Origin of the sequence: Streptomyces sp. NPDC016640 (assembly GCF_043076215.1) — a bacterium.
Lineage (GTDB): Bacteria > Actinomycetota > Actinomycetes > Streptomycetales > Streptomycetaceae > Streptomyces.
This window is the reverse complement of record NZ_JBIBRG010000005.1, coordinates 266590-284081: the sequence shown is the minus strand read 5'-3', so window position 1 is coordinate 284081 and position 17492 is coordinate 266590. Positions and strand designations below refer to the sequence as shown.

General features: G+C 72.9%; 17 protein-coding genes and 1 pseudogene. 4 read left to right on the top strand and 14 right to left on the bottom strand.

Going from position 1 to position 17492, the window contains the following annotated elements:
• Window positions 1–103 precede the first annotated feature (103 nt).
• The 6 genes and pseudogenes from ACF07S_RS13360 to ACF07S_RS13335 form a co-directional block, all read right to left on the bottom strand.
• A complete protein-coding gene (locus ACF07S_RS13360; protein ID WP_391974200.1) occupies window positions 104–1645 on the bottom strand; it encodes a DUF1996 domain-containing protein in 1542 nt (513 codons plus the stop codon).
• A 420-nt stretch (window positions 1646–2065) separates the two neighbouring features.
• The gene (locus ACF07S_RS13355) at window positions 2066–3091 is read right to left on the bottom strand and encodes an SDR family oxidoreductase (protein ID WP_391965250.1); all 1026 of its coding nucleotides are present in this window, start codon (window positions 3089–3091) and stop codon (window positions 2066–2068) included.
• Between the two features lie 69 nt (window positions 3092–3160).
• Window positions 3161–3346: pseudogene (locus tag ACF07S_RS13350) on the bottom strand (winged helix-turn-helix domain-containing protein); the annotation flags it as partial.
• A 64-nt stretch (window positions 3347–3410) separates the two neighbouring features.
• Window positions 3411–4448, bottom strand: coding sequence for a glutamine synthetase (glnII, locus tag ACF07S_RS13345; RefSeq protein WP_391965249.1), 1038 nt, complete (start codon window positions 4446–4448; stop codon window positions 3411–3413).
• Window positions 4449–4715: 267 nt separating this feature from the next.
• Window positions 4716–5378: a hypothetical protein gene (locus tag ACF07S_RS13340; RefSeq protein WP_391974199.1), complete on the bottom strand. Its 663-nt coding sequence runs from the start codon at window positions 5376–5378 to the stop codon at window positions 4716–4718.
• Between the two features lie 115 nt (window positions 5379–5493).
• A complete protein-coding gene (locus ACF07S_RS13335; RefSeq protein WP_391965247.1) occupies window positions 5494–5853 on the bottom strand; it encodes an arsenate reductase family protein in 360 nt (119 codons plus the stop codon).
• A 228-nt stretch (window positions 5854–6081) separates the two neighbouring features.
• Here ACF07S_RS13335 and ACF07S_RS13330 point away from each other — a divergent pair, with 228 nt between their 5' ends.
• On the top strand, window positions 6082–6396 hold the full coding sequence (locus ACF07S_RS13330; protein ID WP_391965246.1) for a hypothetical protein: 315 nt from the start codon (window positions 6082–6084) through the stop codon (window positions 6394–6396).
• A 200-nt stretch (window positions 6397–6596) separates the two neighbouring features.
• Here ACF07S_RS13330 and ACF07S_RS13325 read toward each other — a convergent pair whose 3' ends face one another.
• Window positions 6597–6854: a hypothetical protein gene (locus tag ACF07S_RS13325; RefSeq protein ID WP_391974198.1), complete on the bottom strand. Its 258-nt coding sequence runs from the start codon at window positions 6852–6854 to the stop codon at window positions 6597–6599.
• 187 nt (window positions 6855–7041) lie between these two features.
• Complete coding sequence (gene glnA / locus ACF07S_RS13320; protein ID WP_391965244.1) at window positions 7042–8451, bottom strand: type I glutamate--ammonia ligase; 1410 nt, start codon at window positions 8449–8451, stop codon at window positions 7042–7044.
• Window positions 8452–8661: 210 nt separating this feature from the next.
• Between glnA and ACF07S_RS13315 the strand changes: the two genes are divergently transcribed.
• Window positions 8662–9132: an RDD family protein gene (locus ACF07S_RS13315; RefSeq protein ID WP_391965243.1), complete on the top strand. Its 471-nt coding sequence runs from the start codon at window positions 8662–8664 to the stop codon at window positions 9130–9132.
• 113 nt (window positions 9133–9245) lie between these two features.
• Here the strand turns inward: ACF07S_RS13315 and ACF07S_RS13310 are convergent, their stop codons facing one another.
• The 4 genes from ACF07S_RS13310 to lipB form a co-directional block, all read right to left on the bottom strand.
• The gene (locus ACF07S_RS13310; RefSeq protein WP_391965242.1) at window positions 9246–9950 is read right to left on the bottom strand and encodes a DUF4191 domain-containing protein; all 705 of its coding nucleotides are present in this window, start codon (window positions 9948–9950) and stop codon (window positions 9246–9248) included.
• 103 nt (window positions 9951–10053) lie between these two features.
• Window positions 10054–10254 (bottom strand): hypothetical protein, encoded by a 201-nt coding sequence (locus ACF07S_RS13305; RefSeq protein ID WP_391974197.1) that lies wholly within the window; start codon window positions 10252–10254, stop codon window positions 10054–10056.
• 294 nt (window positions 10255–10548) lie between these two features.
• Window positions 10549–11514, bottom strand: coding sequence for a lipoyl synthase (lipA, locus tag ACF07S_RS13300; protein ID WP_391965240.1), 966 nt, complete (start codon window positions 11512–11514; stop codon window positions 10549–10551).
• 153 nt (window positions 11515–11667) lie between these two features.
• Entirely contained in the window at window positions 11668–12468 is an 801-nt protein-coding gene (lipB, locus tag ACF07S_RS13295; RefSeq protein WP_391965239.1) for a lipoyl(octanoyl) transferase LipB, read from the bottom strand.
• A 317-nt stretch (window positions 12469–12785) separates the two neighbouring features.
• Here lipB and ACF07S_RS13290 point away from each other — a divergent pair, with 317 nt between their 5' ends.
• On the top strand, window positions 12786–14252 hold the full coding sequence (locus ACF07S_RS13290; RefSeq protein WP_391965238.1) for a regulator: 1467 nt from the start codon (window positions 12786–12788) through the stop codon (window positions 14250–14252).
• Between the two features lie 150 nt (window positions 14253–14402).
• On the opposite strand, the gene ACF07S_RS13285 is transcribed toward ACF07S_RS13290, so the two are convergent.
• On the bottom strand, window positions 14403–15803 hold the full coding sequence (locus ACF07S_RS13285; RefSeq protein ID WP_391965237.1) for an NAD(P)/FAD-dependent oxidoreductase: 1401 nt from the start codon (window positions 15801–15803) through the stop codon (window positions 14403–14405).
• A gap of 215 nt (window positions 15804–16018) precedes the next feature.
• Entirely contained in the window at window positions 16019–16921 is a 903-nt protein-coding gene (locus tag ACF07S_RS13280; protein ID WP_391965236.1) for a TIGR01777 family oxidoreductase, read from the bottom strand.
• A 72-nt stretch (window positions 16922–16993) separates the two neighbouring features.
• Here ACF07S_RS13280 and ACF07S_RS13275 point away from each other — a divergent pair, with 72 nt between their 5' ends.
• The gene (locus ACF07S_RS13275) at window positions 16994–17485 is read left to right on the top strand and encodes a GNAT family N-acetyltransferase (RefSeq protein WP_391974196.1); all 492 of its coding nucleotides are present in this window, start codon (window positions 16994–16996) and stop codon (window positions 17483–17485) included.
• The last annotated feature ends 7 nt before the right edge of the window (window positions 17486–17492 follow it).

The following is a 17492-nucleotide window of genomic DNA, read 5'->3' as shown; positions in this document are numbered from 1 at the left end:
GGGACTCACGGGGGGGGGGTAAGTGCGGTAAGGGGGGGGGGGGGGGGGGGGGGGGGGGTTGCCCCCCCCCCGGCCCCTCCTCCGCCGGCGACCGGCCGGACCGCTACTCGCAGTCCTCGCCGCTGTTGATGCACTCGACCACCCGGTTCATCAGGTCCTCGTCCATGACGTTGATGAAGTCGTTGTGATCGGTGATCGGCTTGTGCAACTGCTCGGGGAAGCCGTCCACCGCGTACGGGTTGCGCACCTGACCGTTCTCGACGGTCGGGGCGGGGACGTCGTACACCAGGCGGACCTGGAGCTGCGGGATGGCCTGGAAGCCGTTCGGGCAGCTGCCGTCCTGCTGGACGAACGCCACGTGGTCGCGGTGGTTGGCGCTGTCGATGTTCTGCCCGTCCCAGCAGCTCTGGAAGTTGGACGTGCGCACCACCTGGCTGCCCTCGGGGCACAGCACGTACTTGTCCGTCACCTGCCGGTCCTCGAAGCCGGTGCAGCTGAACGACGTGTTGGCGTTCGCGAGGCCGTTGGTGAACGCCTTGGCGTCACCGGTGATGATGCGCAGGAACTTCGGCATCGCGACGACGTCGCCCTGCTTGTTGCCGACGAACCTGATCTCCGCCTGGTCGGCCTTCAGGATCCTGCCGACGTTGCCCTCGGCGCCGCCGCCCAGGTCGTTCGCGTCGAACTCCTGGGTGCCGTCCTGCAGACGCAGCACCGGCCAGTAGTACGTGGACTTGTCGCCCTGGTTCCGGCAGGTGGTGTCGGCGCCGGCGAGGTCCTCGTCACTGGCGAACGCGGTGTTGCCCTGGTTGCCGACGTAGTCGTGCGTGTGGTGCGCGCCGTTGTCGACACCGGGGGCCACGATGATGTTGTCGCTGTTGAACAGGTCGTTCTCGTTGACACCGCACTGCGTGGTGAAGGAGCCGGTGGAACCGGTGTCCCCGTCGGCGGCCAGTCCGTTCGGCAGGTCGCGGGAGTTCGGCCGGACGTCGTCGATGTCGACGAAGTCCTCGGCGAACGGGCCCGCGGCGCCGTTGCCGTTGTCGCCGGGATTCTGGCCGTCGCCCTCGTCCTGACCGCCGCCGTCCTGGTCCTGGCCGCCGTCGCCCTGGTCCCCGCCGTTCTGGCCGCCGCCGTTCTGGTCCCCGCCGTTCTGGCCCCCGCCGGGCTGCTGGTCGGCGGGGCGGCCCTTGCAGCCCGCGAGCCGGTCCAGTCCGTCGTCGGCCCTGCCGCCGGCCCGGCTGATCTCCAGCTTGATGCGGTCGATGAGCACCTTCCGCCGGTCCTCGAGCGGACCCAGGATGGAGTTCTGGACGAACCGCGGGTCCCCGTCCTGCGCCTGGCGCGTGGTGACGAGGCGCTGGTAGGCGTCGGTGATCTGCTGGTCCAGCGAGGCCAGTTCGCCGTCGACCTCACCACGCGCCCGCTCCGGCACGTCCGAGAGCTGCTGGCCGATGTCCGGGCAGTCGATCGTGGCGACCTGCGCCCCCCGCGCCTTGGTCCGGTTGTGGCCTCCGTTCTCCTCGTGCGCCGAGGCGTAGAAGTTCGCCCAGACCAGCCCGCCCCCACCGAGCGCCAGTGCCGCCGTTGCGGCAACGGCCTTGGTGGCCAGCGGCGTGCGGCGTTTTCTTGTGTTGCGTCCCATGGAACTCCTCTGACTTCCTTGCGGGGCTCCCCTTGCGGGGCATCGAGGCGCCCGACAGGAGTGAAGCGGCGCCCTTCAGTACGGGGGCCGCCCCACGGGTGTTCACCCGCCCCGGAAACCGATGAGAAGTCCGTCGGCGCACACGGGTTTCAACAGCCCCTGCCACACCGGGAGTTGTTGATCGCCCACGCCGGGTGAGGGGACGGGGTCCCCTCTCGCCGGCCGTGCTCGGGACGGGCCCGGGCAGCGCCGGCGCGCGCCGGTTGCCGTCGTCCGGCACCTCCGGTCCCGGTTCGGCGAAGACGTCCGCGGTGTGTCGCGCGATCGCCCCTGTGCTCCGCGCCGACGACCCGGTCCTCGGCGGACGGCCCACCCCGCCCTTCCCGCGGCCGGCTCCGTTCGAGCGGGAGGTGCCCCCGGTCAGGGGGTGGTGCCGCCCGCGCCCCCGGTGCCGGCCAGCACCTTCGCCTCCACCTCCGGATCGAGTCCCTTGTCCGTCCGGTCCGGGCGCCGGGGCGCGACGCCGCCGAGGTCCCGCAGCCAGTCCCAGGTGTCGGACACGGTCTCCGTGACCGGCCGGCAGCGCAGGCCGGTCGCGACGGCCCGGGAGACGTCCGCCGAGTGCAGCGCGTCGTGCAGATCGCTGCCCGGCGGCACCCACACCGGCAGCTGGGTCCACGGTTCGATGCCCGCCCGGAGGATCACTTCCGGTGCCGTCCACCGCAGTTCGGCCGTGCCCCCCGTCACCCCGGCGCACGCCTCGAGGAGCCCGCCCATCGTCGTGTGCCCCTGCGGGGAGATCAGGTTGTACGGCCCGCTCAGCCCCCGTTCGGCCGCGCCGAGGATCCACTCGGCGAGGTCACGGACGTCGATGTACTGCAGCGGCAGGTCCCGCGGACCCGGGGCGAGGACCGGACCGCCGCGCGCCATCCGGTTCAGCCACCACGGCAGCCGGCCCACGTTCTCGTACGGCCCGAGGATCAGCCCGGCCCGCACCAGCACCGACCGGTCCGCGCCGAAGGCGTCCACGGCGGCCAGCTCGCCGCCCCGCTTGTCCCGCGCGTAGTCCGTCGGACCGGCGTCCGCCGAGGCGCCCTCCACCAGCGGGGCCTGCTCGCCGTAGCCGGGGGGCGGGGCCCACTCGTACACCGAGCAGCTCGACACGTACACGTACCGCCCGGCGCGGCCCCGCAGCAGCCGCGCCGGGTCCCGCACCGCGCGCGGGGCGGCCGACCAGGTGTCGACGACGACGTCCCACTCGCCGGGGTCCCCCTCGAGCGCGGCCAGCCCGCCGGGGGCGGTGCGGTCGCCCAGCAGCGTCCGCACGCCCCGCGGCGCCTCGTGCCGCCCCCGGTGGAAGACGGTCACCTCCCAGCCCCGCCCCAGCGCCGCCTCGACGACGGCCCGTCCCGCGAACTCCGTACCACCGAGCATCAGAAGTCTCATACCGGCGACTCTGCCCGCTCGGGCGGTGCGGGGGAACGGGGATCTGCTGTCGGCAGACGGGCCGCGTGCTCAGCGCCCGGCCGGCGGCAGGTACTTGTAGCCGACGCGGCGCACCGTGCGGATGGCGTCCCGGTGTTCGGCGCCCAGCTTGCGGCGCAGCCGGGCGATGTGGACGTCGACGGTGCGGCCGTCGCCCAGATGGCCGTAGCCCCACACCGTGCCGACCAACCGGTCCCGGGTGTGCACCCGGCCCGGACCGGACGACGCGAGGGGCGCCCACCTCGCCGGTGGGCGCCCCTCGTATCGGCTGCGGTACGGATCAGACCTGGCCGGCCTTCTCCAGCGCGGAGCAGCAGGTGTCGACCAGCAGACGGGTCACCACGTACGGGTCGACGTTGGCGTTCGGGCGGCGGTCCTCGATGTAGCCCTTGCCGTCCTTCTCGACCTGCCACGGGATGCGGACCGAGGCGCCGCGGTCCGAGACGCCGTAGGAGTACTCGTTCCACGGGGCGGTCTCGTGCAGGCCGGTGAGGCGGTCGTCGATGCCGGCGCCGTAGTTCTTGACGTGGTCCAGCGGCTTGGAGCCCTCGCCGAGCGACTCGCACGCGGTGATGATCGCGTCGTACCCCTCGCGCATCGCCTTGGTGGAGAAGTTGGTGTGCGCGCCGGCGCCGTTCCAGTCACCCTTGACCGGCTTGGGGTCCAGGGTGGCGGCGACGCCGAAGTCCTCGGCGGTGCGGTAGAGCAGCCAGCGGGCCACCCACAGCTGGTCGGCGACCTCCAGCGGGGCCAGCGGGCCGACCTGGAACTCCCACTGGCCGGGCATGACCTCGGCGTTGATGCCGGACAGGCCCAGGCCCGCCTTCAGGCAGTTGTCCATGTGCGCCTCGACGACGTCACGGCCGAAGATCTCGTCGGAACCGACACCGCAGTAGTAGCCGCCCTGCGGGGCCGGGAAGCCGCCCTTGGGGAAGCCGAGCGGGTAGCCCTCCTGGAAGAAGGTGTACTCCTGCTCGATGCCGAAGACCGGCTCCTGGTCCGCGAACTTCTCGGCCACCTCGGCCAGCGCGGCACGGGTGTTGGTCTCGTGCGGCGTCATGTCCGTGGTGAGGACCTCGCACAGCACCAGGACGTCGTCACCGCCGCGGATCGGGTCGGGACAGACGAAGACCGGCTTCAGCACGCAGTCGGAGGCGTGGCCCTTGGCCTGGTTGGTGGAGGACCCGTCGAAGCCCCAGATCGGCAGGTCGGCACCCTCGGCAGGCTTCTGGGAGTCCGCCAGGATCTTCGTCTTGGACCGCAGCTTGGCGGTCGGCTCGGTGCCGTCGATCCAGATGTACTCGGCCTTGAAGCTCACGGTCCACATCCTTCGGGGTGGGGCTGGGCGCTGGTGCGGGTGCTGCGGCACTGGGGCGCCGCCGTCGATGCCAGGCAGACTGTCAACAGGCGATTTCCCGGCCATTGCCCGAACGTGAACCCCGTGTTACCTGGCCCTGCCGTGTCCCGCTTCGCCCCGTGAGCACGCGCGGGCGGGGGCGGTCCGTATGCGAGGGGCGCGACGCGCGGGGCCCGCCGCCCCGGGGGGGCGGGCCCCGGGAATCCGGATCCCCGGCGGATCCGGGCCTCACCCCACCTTCTCGATCACCGCCCGGCGGATCAGGAACTTCCCCGCCTCCCGGACCTGCTCGAAGGCCGCGTTGTTGAGCAGCACACAGCTGCCGGACACCGAAGTGACCTCCACCGTCGTCGACTTGTCGTTGTCCAGGTTGGTGACCTTCAGCTTCGTGCCGGCCGGGAACCGGTTGCTGGACGCGGCCGGTGCGCCGTCCTCACCGGAGAGGGTGACGGTGGACCCGTCGCACACCTGCTCACCGGAGGCCGCCGCGCCCTCACCACCGGCCTGGCCGCCCCGGTCGTTCTCCGCGGGCTGTGCGGGCTGTGCGGGCTGTGCGGGCTGCGTGGGCCGGGAGTTCTGAGCCGACTCCCCCGCCGTGCACCCGGACGCCTCCTGCTGGAGCCGGATCTGGGCGATGACCGCCTCGCGGTTGGCGATCCGCGCCGCGGACTGCGCGTCGGGGGCGGCCCGCTGCCCCTCGATGAACCTCTCGTTGTTGCCGAGCGCCGTGGCGAGCCCCTGGCAGACGGTGGAGTCCGCCGCCTTGGTGGCGGGCGGCGCCGCGGCGTTCGACGTGTTCGCCATGACGAAGGCGCCGCCTCCCGCCACCGTGGCGGCACTGACCAGCAGAGCGAGCTTCTTCTTCGGGCCGAGCGTTCTCCTGCGCGACATGCGCGCCTCCTGCGGCGGTAGGGGAGCGTACGCCGCTATGTACGAGATGCCGAACGGAGTTGCTCAGCGACCGCACCAGGTCCCCGAGGTGACCCGCGTCACAGGATGCCGACGGCTAACGGGACAGAGCGTCCCGTACCGCCTCCTCCGTGCGGGCCACCACCGCCGTGCCGTCGTCGGCCGTGATGATCGGCCGCTGGATCAGTTCGGGGTGCGCGGCGAGCGCCGCGATCCAGCGGTCCCGCGTCCCGGCGTCCCGCGGCCACTCCCCGGCCCCCAGCTCCTTCGCGGCGGCCTCCCGGGTCCGGGTGATGTCCCACGGCTGAAGGCCGAGCCGGTCCAGCACCGCACGGATCTCCTCCTCGCTCGGTACGTCCTCCAGATAGCGGCGGACGGTGTACTCGGCGCCCTCGGCGTCGAGCAGGCTGACGGCGCTCCGGCACTTGGAACAGGCCGGGTTGATCCAGATCTCCATGTCCCACACGCTACGCCGACAAGCGGTGTTCGAATATCCGGCGCCTCACCCGCACCCTCGGAACCTGCCGTGACGGCCTGCTAACTTCCCTTCTGGCCTGCTGTTTTACCCGCATTCCGGGCCTCCCGGATGTCAGTGCCGGGCGGTAGAATGGAAGCAGTGTTCGAGGGAATCGCCGGGGTCGCCGTGGATCTCGGCGGGCGCCCCGACCGCGACAGGAGGATGCCTGTGCCCGTTGCCGCACTCAAGCCGAAGCCCCTGCCCACCCAGTCCACCGCGAAGCGTCCGGTGCCGCTCGAGACGCCCTGCGCCCCGGTGGCGAAGCGTCCGCTGCCGCCGGGCCGCCCGCGTGAGTGGTACGTCACGCACAACCGCCGGCTGAAGGCGATGCGCCTCGCCATCGCCCTGCTCGACTCCGGTGTCCACCTGCCCGACCAGGCCCGCAACCAGAAGATCCGGAGCACGGCGGAGCTGATCGGCGTCCACCCGCCGTCGGACACCACCTGCCACATGGTCCGCGCGTTCATGCGCTACAACCGCTGACCCGGGCCCGGCGCCGGACGCCCGCCCACGGAACGCCCGGCGCCGGGCCGGCCGGGCAGCGCCCCCGGGCGCACCCGCCCGTCCGGACGGCACGGCGCGGGAGCGAGCCGGGTCTGCGCCGCCGGGCCGGTGACGGCCCACCCGGCCGCGCCGGGTGGCCCGGGCGATCGGAGGGGCGGGACGACGGCGCGCCGCGGGGATCAGTACGGGCGGGAGTTGACGTACCCGAGCAGCACGATCACCGCCGCGACGCAGCCGAGGACCAGTGCCGTCGACATCCAGGACGAGCGGCCGGACGATCCCCTGTGTTCCGGGCCGGCCCGGAACGGGACCGGTCCGGGCGGGTTGTCCTTCCAGCGCGCGGCGAGCATCCGGGCCCGCGCCGAGGGCTCCTTGTGCTCGGCCCCGTCGGCCCACCTGAGGTCGAACTCCCGCTTCTCGTCGTCCCTCTCGGACATCCCCGTGACCTTCTCTCGAACAACAGTGTCACTCTCCATGATCCCCCTCCACACCCACCGGGGGAAGCATTCCGGACAGCGACGACGACAGCGACGGCGGACAGGGGGAACGCGACGGCGCCCCCGCCCTGGAGAACCAGGGACGGGGGCGCCACGGGAGTCCGCGTGTCACACACGCGTCAGCCGGTCACACGTCGAAGTACAGCTCGAACTCGTGGGGGTGCGGGCGGAGCTGGAGCGGGGCGATCTCGTTGGTGCGCTTGAAGTCGATCCACGTCTCGATCAGGTCCGGCGTGAAGACGTCGCCCTGGAGGAGGAACTCGTGGTCGGCCTCGAGGCGGTCGAGGACGGCGCCGAGGGAGGTCGGGACCTGGGCCACGCCCGCGTGCTCCTCGGGAGCCAGCTCGTAGAGGTCCTTGTCGATCGGCTCGGCCGGCTCGATCTTGTTCTTGATGCCGTCCAGGCCCGCGAGCAGCAGGGCCGAGAAGGCGAGGTACGGGTTGCCGGAGGCGTCCGGGGCGCGGAACTCGACGCGCTTGGCCTTCGGGTTCGAGCCGGTGATCGGGATACGCATCGCGGCGGAGCGGTTGCGCTGCGAGTACACCAGGTTCACCGGCGCCTCGAAGCCCGGCACCAGACGGTGGTAGGAGTTCACCGTCGGGTTGGTGAAGGCCAGCAGCGACGGGGCGTGCTTGAGGATGCCGCCGATGTAGTAGCGGGCCAGGTCCGACAGGCCGGCGTAGCCCTGCTCGTCGTAGAAGAGGGGCTCGCCGCCCGCCCACAGCGACTGGTGGACGTGCATGCCGGAGCCGTTGTCACCGAAGATCGGCTTGGGCATGAAGGTCGCGGTCTTGCCGTTGCGCCAGGCGACGTTCTTCACGATGTACTTGAAGAGCTGGAGGTCGTCGGCGGCGGCGAGCAGCGTGTTGAACTTGTAGTTGATCTCCGCCTGGCCGGCGGTGCCCACCTCGTGGTGCTGGCGCTCGACCTGCAGGCCGGACTTGGCCAGTTCCAGGGAGATCTCGGCGCGCAGGTCGGCGAAGTGGTCGACCGGCGGGACCGGGAAGTAGCCGCCCTTGTAGCGGACCTTGTAACCGCGGTTGTCCTCCACCGCACCGGTGTTCCAGGCGCCCGCCTCGGAGTCGATGTGGTAGAAGGACTCGTTCTCGGACGTCTTGAAGCGCACGCTGTCGAAGACGTAGAACTCGGCCTCGGGGCCGAAGAACGCGGTGTCCGCGATGCCGGTGGAGGCGAGGTAGGCCTCGGCCTTCTTGGCCACGTTGCGCGGGTCGCGGGAGTACTGCTCACCCGTGATCGGGTCGTGGATGAAGAAGTTGACGTTCAGCGTCTTGTCGCGGCGGAACGGGTCGACACGGGCGGTGGACAGGTCCGCGCGCAGCGCCATGTCGGACTCGTGAATGGCCTGGAAGCCGCGGATCGACGATCCGTCGAACGCCAGCTCCTCGTCCGGGTCGAACGCCTCGGCAGGGATCGTGAAGTGCTGCATCACACCCGGGAGGTCGCAGAAGCGGACGTCGACGAACTTGACGTCCTCGTCCGCGAGGTACTTCTTGGCGTCATCGGCGTTCTGGAACATCCAGCTCCTCCTACTCCCGACCGTCCCGCCGGGGTGGTAGATCGTTCGTGCGACCAGTGCGGGTGGCCCACGCTGCACTCGACCCTAGGGACGGGTCATTTCTCCGGCGTGACCCATTTGTTTCGCGCAAGTTAACCGGCACCTCTCCCACGGTAGCCCCGTCGCACCCCGCCGTCTCCCGGTCATATACGGGCGCAGTACCGTGGACGGGTGGACAACAGGCAAGCAATCGGATCATGGCTCTCCGGGCCGCGCGCGGCCATGGAGGACGCCGGTGCCGACTTCGGCTACCGGGGTGAGCAGCTGGGGCTGCCGGAGGACGGACCGGGCTCGATCGCACGCCCCGGACGCAGGCTCGGCGCCCTCGCCGTGGACTGGGGCCTGTGCCTGCTGATCGCATACGGTCTGATCACCGACGGCTACGACGGGGGGACCACCGGCAACTGGGCGCTGCTGGTGTTCCTCGTGATGAGCGTCCTCACCGTCGGCACGGTCGGCTTCACCCCCGGCAAGCGTCTGTTCGGCCTGCGCGTGGTGGCCCTCGGCTCCGGCCGGGTCCGGCCGCTGCGCGGTCTGACGCGTTCGGCGCTGCTCTGCCTCGCCGTCCCCGCCCTGGTCTGGGACCGTGACGGCCGCGGTCTGCACGACCGGCTGGCCCGCACGGTCGAGGTGCGGATCTGACCCCGCACGCGCGGCCGTCGCGGTGATCGCGGCGGTACGACGACGGGGGCGCCGGATGTGATTCCGGCGCCCCCGTCGTCGTACCGCGCGCTTCGTCGTATCGCGAGCGGGTCTCAGCGGCCCCTCGGGCTGCCGCCCCTCGGCAGCTTCATGCCCTTGGGCATCGGCCCCTTCGGGAGCGGCATGTTGCTCATCAGGTCGCCCAGGGCACGCAGTCGGTCGTTGGTCGCGGTGACCTGCGGGCCGCTGAGCACGCGGGGCAGCTTCAGCATGGTCGTGCGCAGCTTCTTCAGCTCGGTCTGGCCCTCGCCGGTGCCCACGACCAGGTCGTGCACCGGGACGTCCGCGACGATGCGGTTCATCCGCTTCTTCTCGGCGGCCAGCAGGCTCTTCACCCGGTTCGGGTTGCCCTCCGCGATCAGCACGATGCCGGCCTTGCCGACCGCGCGGTGCACGACGTCCTGGTTGCGGTTCATCGCCACCGCGGGGGTCGTCGTCCAGCCCCGGCCGATGTTGTCCAGCACGGCCGCGGCGGCGCCCGGCTGGCCCTCCATCTGCCCGAAGGCCGCCCGCTCGGCCCGGCGCCCGAACACGATCGCCGTCGCGAGGAAGGCGAGCAGGAGGCCCAGGATGCCGAGATAGATGGGGTACCCGATCAAGAAACCGATCGCGAGGAAGACACCGAAGGTGACAATTCCGACAGCCGCGAGTACAAGACCGATCTTCTTGTCGGCCCTGCGGGTCATCTTGTAGGTCAGGGCGATCTGTTTCAGTCGCCCGGGGTTCGCAGCGTCCGCCGCGGTTTCCTTCCTCGCCATGCCATGAAGTCTACGTGTCCCCGGAAGCGCCTTCGACGGCAGTGCCGGTGGGGGAGCGGAACCCGCGTCGGCCGCTCCCCTGGAAGGACGGCCGGGGCGGTTCTCAGAGGCGGACGGCCGGGGTCCGCTCGAGGACGCGCTGTGCCTCGACCCGGTCCTGGGCGCGACGGCGGTCCTCCAGCACCGACGTCCAGGCGTTGCGGCGGGCGGTGCGCTGACCGCCGCTCATGAGCAGCGACTCGACGGCGCGCAGCGCGGTGGTGAAGGACGGGATGGCGGTGGCGCGTACGGGCGCGGCCTGCATGGTGGAGGTCCCCCTCGGTGCTCCGGGTACGGATGTACGTGGCGTGTGACGTGGCGGCTGTACGTGACGTGATTCCAGGCTCACCGACTGGTGTTACCAGGGCGTGACCGGCCGGTCAAACAGGCGTGAAGCCGCGGTGGGGCGGCCGGTGACGACGACGCGGCCCCGACCGGTGCCCTCATCTGCGAGGACGGTCGGGGCCGCGTGCTCTCGGCCGGTACTGGCGGGTAGTTCCTTGTGCGTGAATTCACACACCGCTCTCGTCCCGTGCGGGACAAGACGGGTGACGCCGCGTCAGACGGCCTGGGAGGCCACGAAGGCGCCCCGCTTCTCGACCGCCATCCGGTAGAGCCGGCCGGCCCGGTACGAGGAGCGCACCAGCGGGCCGGACATCACACCGGAGAAGCCGATCCGCTCGGCCTCCTCCTTCAGTTCCACGAACTCGTGCGGCTTCACCCAGCGCTCGACGGGGTGGTGGCGCACGGACGGGCGCAGGTACTGCGTGATGGTGACCAGCTCGCAGCCGGCGTCGTGCAGCTGCCGGAGCGCCTCGCCGACCTCCTCGCGGGTCTCGCCCATGCCGAGGATCAGGTTGGACTTGGTGACCAGACCGAAGTCACGGGCGGCGGTGATGACCTGCAGGGAGCGCTCGTAGCGGAAGCCGGGGCGGATCCGCTTGAAAATCCTGGGCACGGTCTCGACGTTGTGCGCGAACACCTCGGGGCGGGCGGAGAAGACCTCCGCCAGCTGCTCGGGGACGGCGTTGAAGTCGGGGGCGAGCAGCTCCACCTTGGTGCGTCCGGCCTCCCGGCCCGCCGTCTGCGCGTGGATCTGACGCACCGTCTCGGCGTACAGCCAGGCGCCGCCGTCCTCCAGGTCGTCGCGGGCGACGCCGGTGATGGTGGCGTAGTTCAGGTCCATGGTGACCACGGACTCGCCCACGCGGCGGGGCTCGTCGCGGTCGAGGGCCTCGGGCTTCCCGGTGTCGATCTGGCAGAAGTCGCAGCGCCGGGTGCACTGGTCGCCGCCGATGAGGAAGGTCGCCTCGCGGTCCTCCCAGCACTCGTAGATGTTCGGACAGCCCGCTTCCTGGCAGACCGTGTGCAGGCCCTCGCTCTTGACGAGGTTCTGCATCTTGGAGTACTCGGGGCCCATTTTCGCCCGGGTCTTGATCCACTCGGGCTTGCGCTCGATGGGGGTCTGGCTGTTGCGGACCTCCAGGCGCAGCATCTTGCGTCCGTCGGGTGCGACTGCGGACACGACCGGCTCCCTAGCGATTGATTCTTCGGCGTCCTCAAGCGTACGCCCGTTGTTCCGAAAGCCCGGCGGGGTGCCCGCCTGCCGACGACCGCCCCGCGCGGATCCCGCCCCGGCCCGGGCCGGCGCGACCGCCCACGCCGGACGGGGGCGGCTTCACGCCGCCGGTGTCCTCTCGACCTCCCGCGGCTTCGGCTCCGCGTTCCCCAGCACGTCCCGCAGGTGGCGCTCCACGACGGGCAGGACCTCGTCGATGGTCACGTCGCGGCCCAGTTCCGCGGCCAGCGAGGCAACCCCGGCGTCACGGATACCGCACGGGATGATCCGGTCGAACCACTTGTTGTCGGGGTTCACGTTGAGCGCGAAGCCGTGCATCGTGACGCCCTTGGCGACGCGGATGCCGATCGCCGCGATCTTGCGGTCCTCGCGGCGCTGGCCGGCGTTGGAGGGCGCGTACTCCGGGCCGTCGAGGCGGGGGTCGAACTCCTCGTCGTTCAGCCGGGGGTCGAAGTCCAGGGAGAGTCCGCCGAGCGCGGGGCGCCGCTCCACGGGGTCGCCGAGCACCCACACGCCGCTGCGGCCCTCGATCCGGGTGGTCTCCAGGCCGAACTCGGCGCAGGTGCGGATGAGGGCCTCCTCCAGCCGCCGGACGTGCGCGACCACGTCCACCGGGCGGGGCAGCTTCTGGATCGGGTAGCCGACGAGCTGGCCGGGGCCGTGCCAGGTGATCTTGCCGCCGCGGTCCACGTCGATGACCGGGGTGCCGTCGAGGGGGCGTTCGCCCTCCTCGGTGCGCCGGCCCGCCGTGTAGACCGGGGGGTGCTCCAGGAGGATCACGGTGTCGGGCACCTCGTCGGCGAACCGTGCCGCGTGCACCCGGCGCTGCTCGTCCCAGGCCAGCTGATAGTCCACGGCCTCGGCCCCGAAGCCCATGCGGACGAACCGCAACTCACTCACGGCAAGCGCCTCCCTAGAAGGTCGTAAGGCACGAAACGCGCCCAAGCCACTGTACGACCGTGCCGCGGGCCCCGGCCGGGGGCCGCCCCCCGGGGCCCGCCCCGGTCGCCCGCGGTTCGTCCCCGGTCGCCGTCCGGGGCGCTCGTCGGCCGCCCGTCAGCCTCAGGACAATCCTCACACGATCGGATGAATGCCGGTCGATCCCCGCGATCGGGCGTTCACTCTCCGCTACATTCGCGCCGTCCAGAAGGCCATAAGGGCTGCTCACAGGCAATCCGGGCACATCGTTCACCGGAAGGCAGGAGACCGCACCGCAGATGACGGAACGACCCGCGCAGCGCACCCCCAACCGACAGCTCGCCGCGCTCATCGCAGAAGCGGGGTTCTCCAACGCGGGACTCGCCCGTCGCGTGGACCAGCTCGGTCTGGAACACGGGCTCGACCTGAGATACGACAAGACCTCCGTCACCCGCTGGCTGCGCGGACAGCAGCCGAGGGGCACCACCCCGGCGCTGATCGCCGAGGTCTTCACCCGGCGCCTGGGCCGCCGTCTCACCGCCCAGGACCTGGGCCTGGACGCCTGCGCGCCGGTCTACGCCGGCCTGGAGTTCGCCGCCTCTCCCGAGGAGGCCGTGGACATCGTCAGCGGGCTGTGGCGCAAGGACTCCGGCAGCCACGCCGAGCTGCGCAAGATCGCCTTCACCTCGGCGGGGCTGGTCGTGCCGAGCCGGGACTGGCTCATCGGGCGCGCCGACGAGAAGGTGGCCCGCGCGGAGCCGCCGCCGCGGGTCCCCGCCCAGAGCCGTCCGTCGCCCCGCCTCCCGGGTCCGGCCGAACTCGCCGCCCGCCGGCGCGGCGCGGCCGAACGGGGCCCCGGCCACCGCGTCACCGGCGGTGACGTCGCCGCGCTGCGCTCGGTCGGCGAGCTGTTCCGCACCCTCGACGACGCCTACGGCGGCGGTCACGCCCGCCAGGCCCTGGTGCGCTACCTGGAGCACGAGTGCGAGCCGATGCTGCGCGGCACCTACGGCGAGCAGACCGGGCGCCGGCTGTTCGCGGCCGCCGCCGAGCTGACCCGGCTGGCCGGCTGGACGTCGTACGACATCGCCGCGCACGGGCTCGCGCAGCGCTACTTCGTGCAGGCGCTGCGGCTGGCGCAGGCGGCGGGGGACCGGCCCTACGGCGCCTACGTCCTGGTCACCATGAGCCGGCAGGCCGTCTACCTCGGTCACGGCCGGGAGGCCGTGCAGCTCGCGCGGGTCGCCCAGCAGGGCGCGGGCGGCTCCGCCCCGCCGGCCGTGCAGGCGCTGCTGCACGCCGCCGAGGCGCGCGGGCACGCGGTGCTCGGCGAGGTGCGGGCCTGCACGGCCGCGCTGGTACGCGCCGAGCGCGCCCTGGAGAGCGCCCGGCCGCCCGGCGACGAGGTCCCGCCCTGGGCGCGCTTCTTCGACGAGGCGCAGCTCGCCGACGAGTTCGGGCACTGCCACCGGGACCTCCAGCAGTTCCGCGCCGCCGCCCAGCACGCGGAGCGCTCCCTGCAACTGCGGGCCCCGGGCTACGCCCGCAGCCGGCTGTTCTGCCGGGTGGTGCTGGCCACCGCCCGCCTCGGCCTCGGCGAACTCGACCAGGCCTGCCAGCTGGCGGCCGAGGCGGCTGCCCAGGCGGCGGAGATGCGCTCGGTGCGGGCGGTGGAGTACGTCCGGGACTTCGAACGCCGGCTGGAGCCCTACCGCGACGCGGCCCCGGTACGCACGTACCGGGACAAGGTCGCGACCTACGCCTGACGCCTGCGGCACGGCGGCCCGGGCCCGCCGTGCCGCCGCGGGCCGCCGTGCCGCCCGGGGCTGCACGGGAGGGCACGGGAGGGCACGGGAGGGCGCGGCGGCACCCCGCAGACGCCGGACCGCGCGGCCCGCTCCCCACCCGGGGCGGGGTCAGGCCGCGCGAGCCGTCGGCACCGGGTCCGCCGTGTGCAGCGGACGGTCCACGCCCAGGTCCGCCAGGATCGCCGCCGAGGCCCGGTGAGCCGAGTGCAGGGCCCCCTGGACCGTCCCGGTGTCGCGGTGGTCGCCGCAGACGTACAGGCCCGCCAGCAGGCGCACCGCGCGGCGCAGGTCGTGCGGCGGGCGCATGGCGGGAACCGCCTCCGCGGTGTGGTGCACGGCCAGCGTCTCCCAGCGGGCCGTCGGCATGCCGTAGAGCCGGGCCAGGTGCCTGCGCACGGCGGTGTCGATCTCCGGCTCGGGCGGGCCCAGGACCGTCGACGTCACCAGGACGCGCCCGCCCGGGGCGCGGGACGGGTCGACCTCGCTGACGACCGCCGTGTGCGCGACCGGGCCGCCCCGGTCGGCGTCCAGCAGCAGCGAGGCGCCGGTCGCCGGGGGTTCGTCGGTGGTGTGGTGCAGCACCGTCACCGGGTGGAAGTCCGGCACGCGCAGGCCGGGCAGCAGTTCGGCGGCGGCGCGCGCCCCGGTCGCGATCAGCACCGCGCCGCACCGGAACTCGCCGTGCTCGGCGGTGGTCACCGAGGTCGTCGACACGGAGGTGACCCGCACGCCCGTGCGCACCGTGCCCGGCGGCAGGGTCCGCGCCAGCTCCCGCGGCAGCGCCTCGGCGCCGCCCTCCGGCAGACACAGCCGCCCGCTCGCGAACGCCCGCAGCGCGAGGTCCGCGCACCGGCTGGACGTGGTGAGATCGGGGTCGCACAGCAGGGCGGCGAGCAGCGGACGGAGAAAGCCGTCGATGGTGCGGGCGGGCAGCCCCCGGGCCACCAGCGCCTCGGCCGCCGGCATCTCGGGCCGGGCCAGCAGCCGTTCCACGGGCGTGCCCGCGAGCTTGCCGAACGCGGCGCCCAGCCGGGCCTGGTCGACCGCCGTGCCCAGCGGAGCGCCGGTACGGCTGCGGGGCACGGAGACCTGCCGTCCCGGCACGGCCACCGGCCTCCTGGGACCGGCCCCCGGCCGTGGGGCGCTCGTCAGAGCGCGCACCGCGTGCAGCGCGCCCCTCGCGCTCCGCGCCCCTCGAACGCCTCCCGCGCCCGCGCGGTGGTGCCGCCCGCCGCTGTGCAGCAGGACGCCGGGGGCGAACGGACTCAGCACGAGGCCGTCGAGACCCGGCGTCAGCCGTAGTTCGGGGTACGCCGTGGACAGCAGCCGTCCGACGCGGTCGAGCCGGAAGCCGTCGGCCTGCTCGGTCGCCATGCGGCCGCCCACCTCGTGGGCGGCCTCCAGGACCACGGTGGTGACTCCTGCGCTGGTCAGTCGTCGCGCCGCGGAGAGTCCGGCGACCCCGGCCCCCACGACGACGACGTCCGCCTGGTACGTGGGCTCAAGCACGTGCCCCTCCTCGAGGTTGAGCGGGCGCTGGAGACGTCATGCCCTCAACAGGCCCCAGGGATAGCCGAGTTCCGGTCGAGGTTAGGGCCGTGACCGGTCATCGGGTCAGTCGCGCATGGACAGAGCACGGGCGCACGACGGTCGCATACATGCACCGGATGGGCACGATGTGGTAGCAGGGAGCCCAGTTCCGTACGCATCACGCCCACGCACACTCACAGCGCCGCCCTGACCGCCCCCTCGATCCGGGGGAAGGCGAACCGGAAGCCCGATTCCAGCAGCCGCGCCGGCACCACCCGGGCGCTGCCCAGCACGTCCCCGGCCATCTCCCCGAGCACCGTCCGCAGCACGGGCGCCGGCACCGCGAAGACCGCCGGCCGGTGCAGCACGCGGGCCATCGCCTCGGTGATCTCACGGTTGGTCACCGGGTACGGGGCCGTCAGGTTGAACGGTCCCGACAGCCCCTCGGTGTCCAGGAGATGGCGCAGCGCGGCCACCTCGTCGTGCAGCGCGATGAACGACCAGTACTGGCGCCCGTCCCCCAGCCGCCCGCCCAGCCCCGCCCGGAACAGCGGGAAGAGCCTGCCCCACGCCCCGCCCCCGCGGGCCACCACCAGCCCGGTCCGCGCGAAGACGGTCCGTACGCCCGCCTCCCGCGCCGGTGCCGCGGCGGCCTCCCACTCCACGCACAGCCGCGGCAGGAAGCCCGCGCCCGGCGGCGCGTCCTCGTCCACCGTCCGGTCACCGGTCTCGCCGTAGTAGCCGGTCGCGCTGCCGTTCAGGAGGACACGGGGCCGCACGTCCCGCGGCAGCGCGGCGACGGCCTCGGCGAGCGCGGTCGTGCCCCGCACCCGGCTGGCCCTGATCCGCCCCTTGTACGCGGCCGTCCAGCGGTGGTCGCCGACCCCGGCCCCCGCCAGGTTCACGACGGCGTCGCACCCGGCGAGCCCCTCCGCGTCCACCGACCCCCGCTCCGGATCCCACTGCACCTCGTCCGCCGCCCGGGGCGCACCCCGCACCAGCCGGACCACCTCGTGCCCGTCCGCCGCCAGGGACCGCGCCAGGGCGCCACCGATGAGCCCGGACGCACCGGCCACCGCGATTCGGGAACGTTCCATGGCGTCCATCCTGCCCCTCGGGGCCCGGAAATCACGGCTGGAACGCCACGACCCGGCCGTACAGTGGCCCCCATGCCCGAGCCGCTCATACGCATCGCCCGCCCCGACGACGAAGGGGAGCTGGCCCTGCTGGACCGCGCGACCTGGTCACCCCTGCACGCCGTGACCCCGCCGCCGCGGCCGCCGTACGACTCCTTCTTCGGCGAGCGCTCCGGGCCCCGTGACCACCGCGTCGCCGAGTACGGGGGCCGGCTGGTGGGCTACGTCCGCCTCGGCTTCCCCACCGCGCTCGCCGCCAACCGGCACGTACGGCAGATCCAGGGCCTCGCCGTCGCCGAGGAGGCGCGCGGCCTGGGCGTGGGCCGGGCCCTGGTGCGGGCCGCCGTCGCGGAGGCGCGGGAGCGCGGCGCCCGCCGGATCACCCTGCGCGTGCTCGGCCACAACACCCCCGCCCGGGCGCTGTACGCGTCCGAGGGCTTCGTCGTGGAGGGCGTCCAGCCGGGCGAGTTCCTCCTCGACGGCGAGTACGCCGACGACGTCCTGATGGGCCGGTCCCTGGTCTGACCGGCCC

Bases quoted from the DNA above. Each gene is read 5' to 3' on its own strand.
- ACF07S_RS13360 (WP_391974200.1), bottom strand. From the start codon at position 1,645: ATGGGACGCAACACAAGAAAACGCCGCACGCCGCTGGCCACCAAGGCC.
- ACF07S_RS13355 (WP_391965250.1), bottom strand. From the start codon at position 3,091: ATGAGACTTCTGATGCTCGGTGGTACGGAGTTCGCGGGACGGGCCGTC.
- ACF07S_RS13340 (WP_391974199.1), bottom strand. From the start codon at position 5,378: ATGTCGCGCAGGAGAACGCTCGGCCCGAAGAAGAAGCTCGCTCTGCTG.
- ACF07S_RS13335 (WP_391965247.1), bottom strand. From the start codon at position 5,853: ATGGAGATCTGGATCAACCCGGCCTGTTCCAAGTGCCGGAGCGCCGTC.
- ACF07S_RS13325 (WP_391974198.1), bottom strand. From the start codon at position 6,854: ATGTCCGAGAGGGACGACGAGAAGCGGGAGTTCGACCTCAGGTGGGCC.
- glnA (WP_391965244.1), bottom strand. From the start codon at position 8,451: ATGTTCCAGAACGCCGATGACGCCAAGAAGTACCTCGCGGACGAGGAC.
- ACF07S_RS13310 (WP_391965242.1), bottom strand. From the start codon at position 9,950: ATGGCGAGGAAGGAAACCGCGGCGGACGCTGCGAACCCCGGGCGACTG.
- ACF07S_RS13305 (WP_391974197.1), bottom strand. From the start codon at position 10,254: ATGCAGGCCGCGCCCGTACGCGCCACCGCCATCCCGTCCTTCACCACC.
- ACF07S_RS13290 (WP_391965238.1), top strand. From the start codon at position 12,786: ATGACGGAACGACCCGCGCAGCGCACCCCCAACCGACAGCTCGCCGCG.
- ACF07S_RS13280 (WP_391965236.1), bottom strand. From the start codon at position 16,921: ATGGAACGTTCCCGAATCGCGGTGGCCGGTGCGTCCGGGCTCATCGGT.
- ACF07S_RS13275 (WP_391974196.1), top strand. From the start codon at position 16,994: ATGCCCGAGCCGCTCATACGCATCGCCCGCCCCGACGACGAAGGGGAG.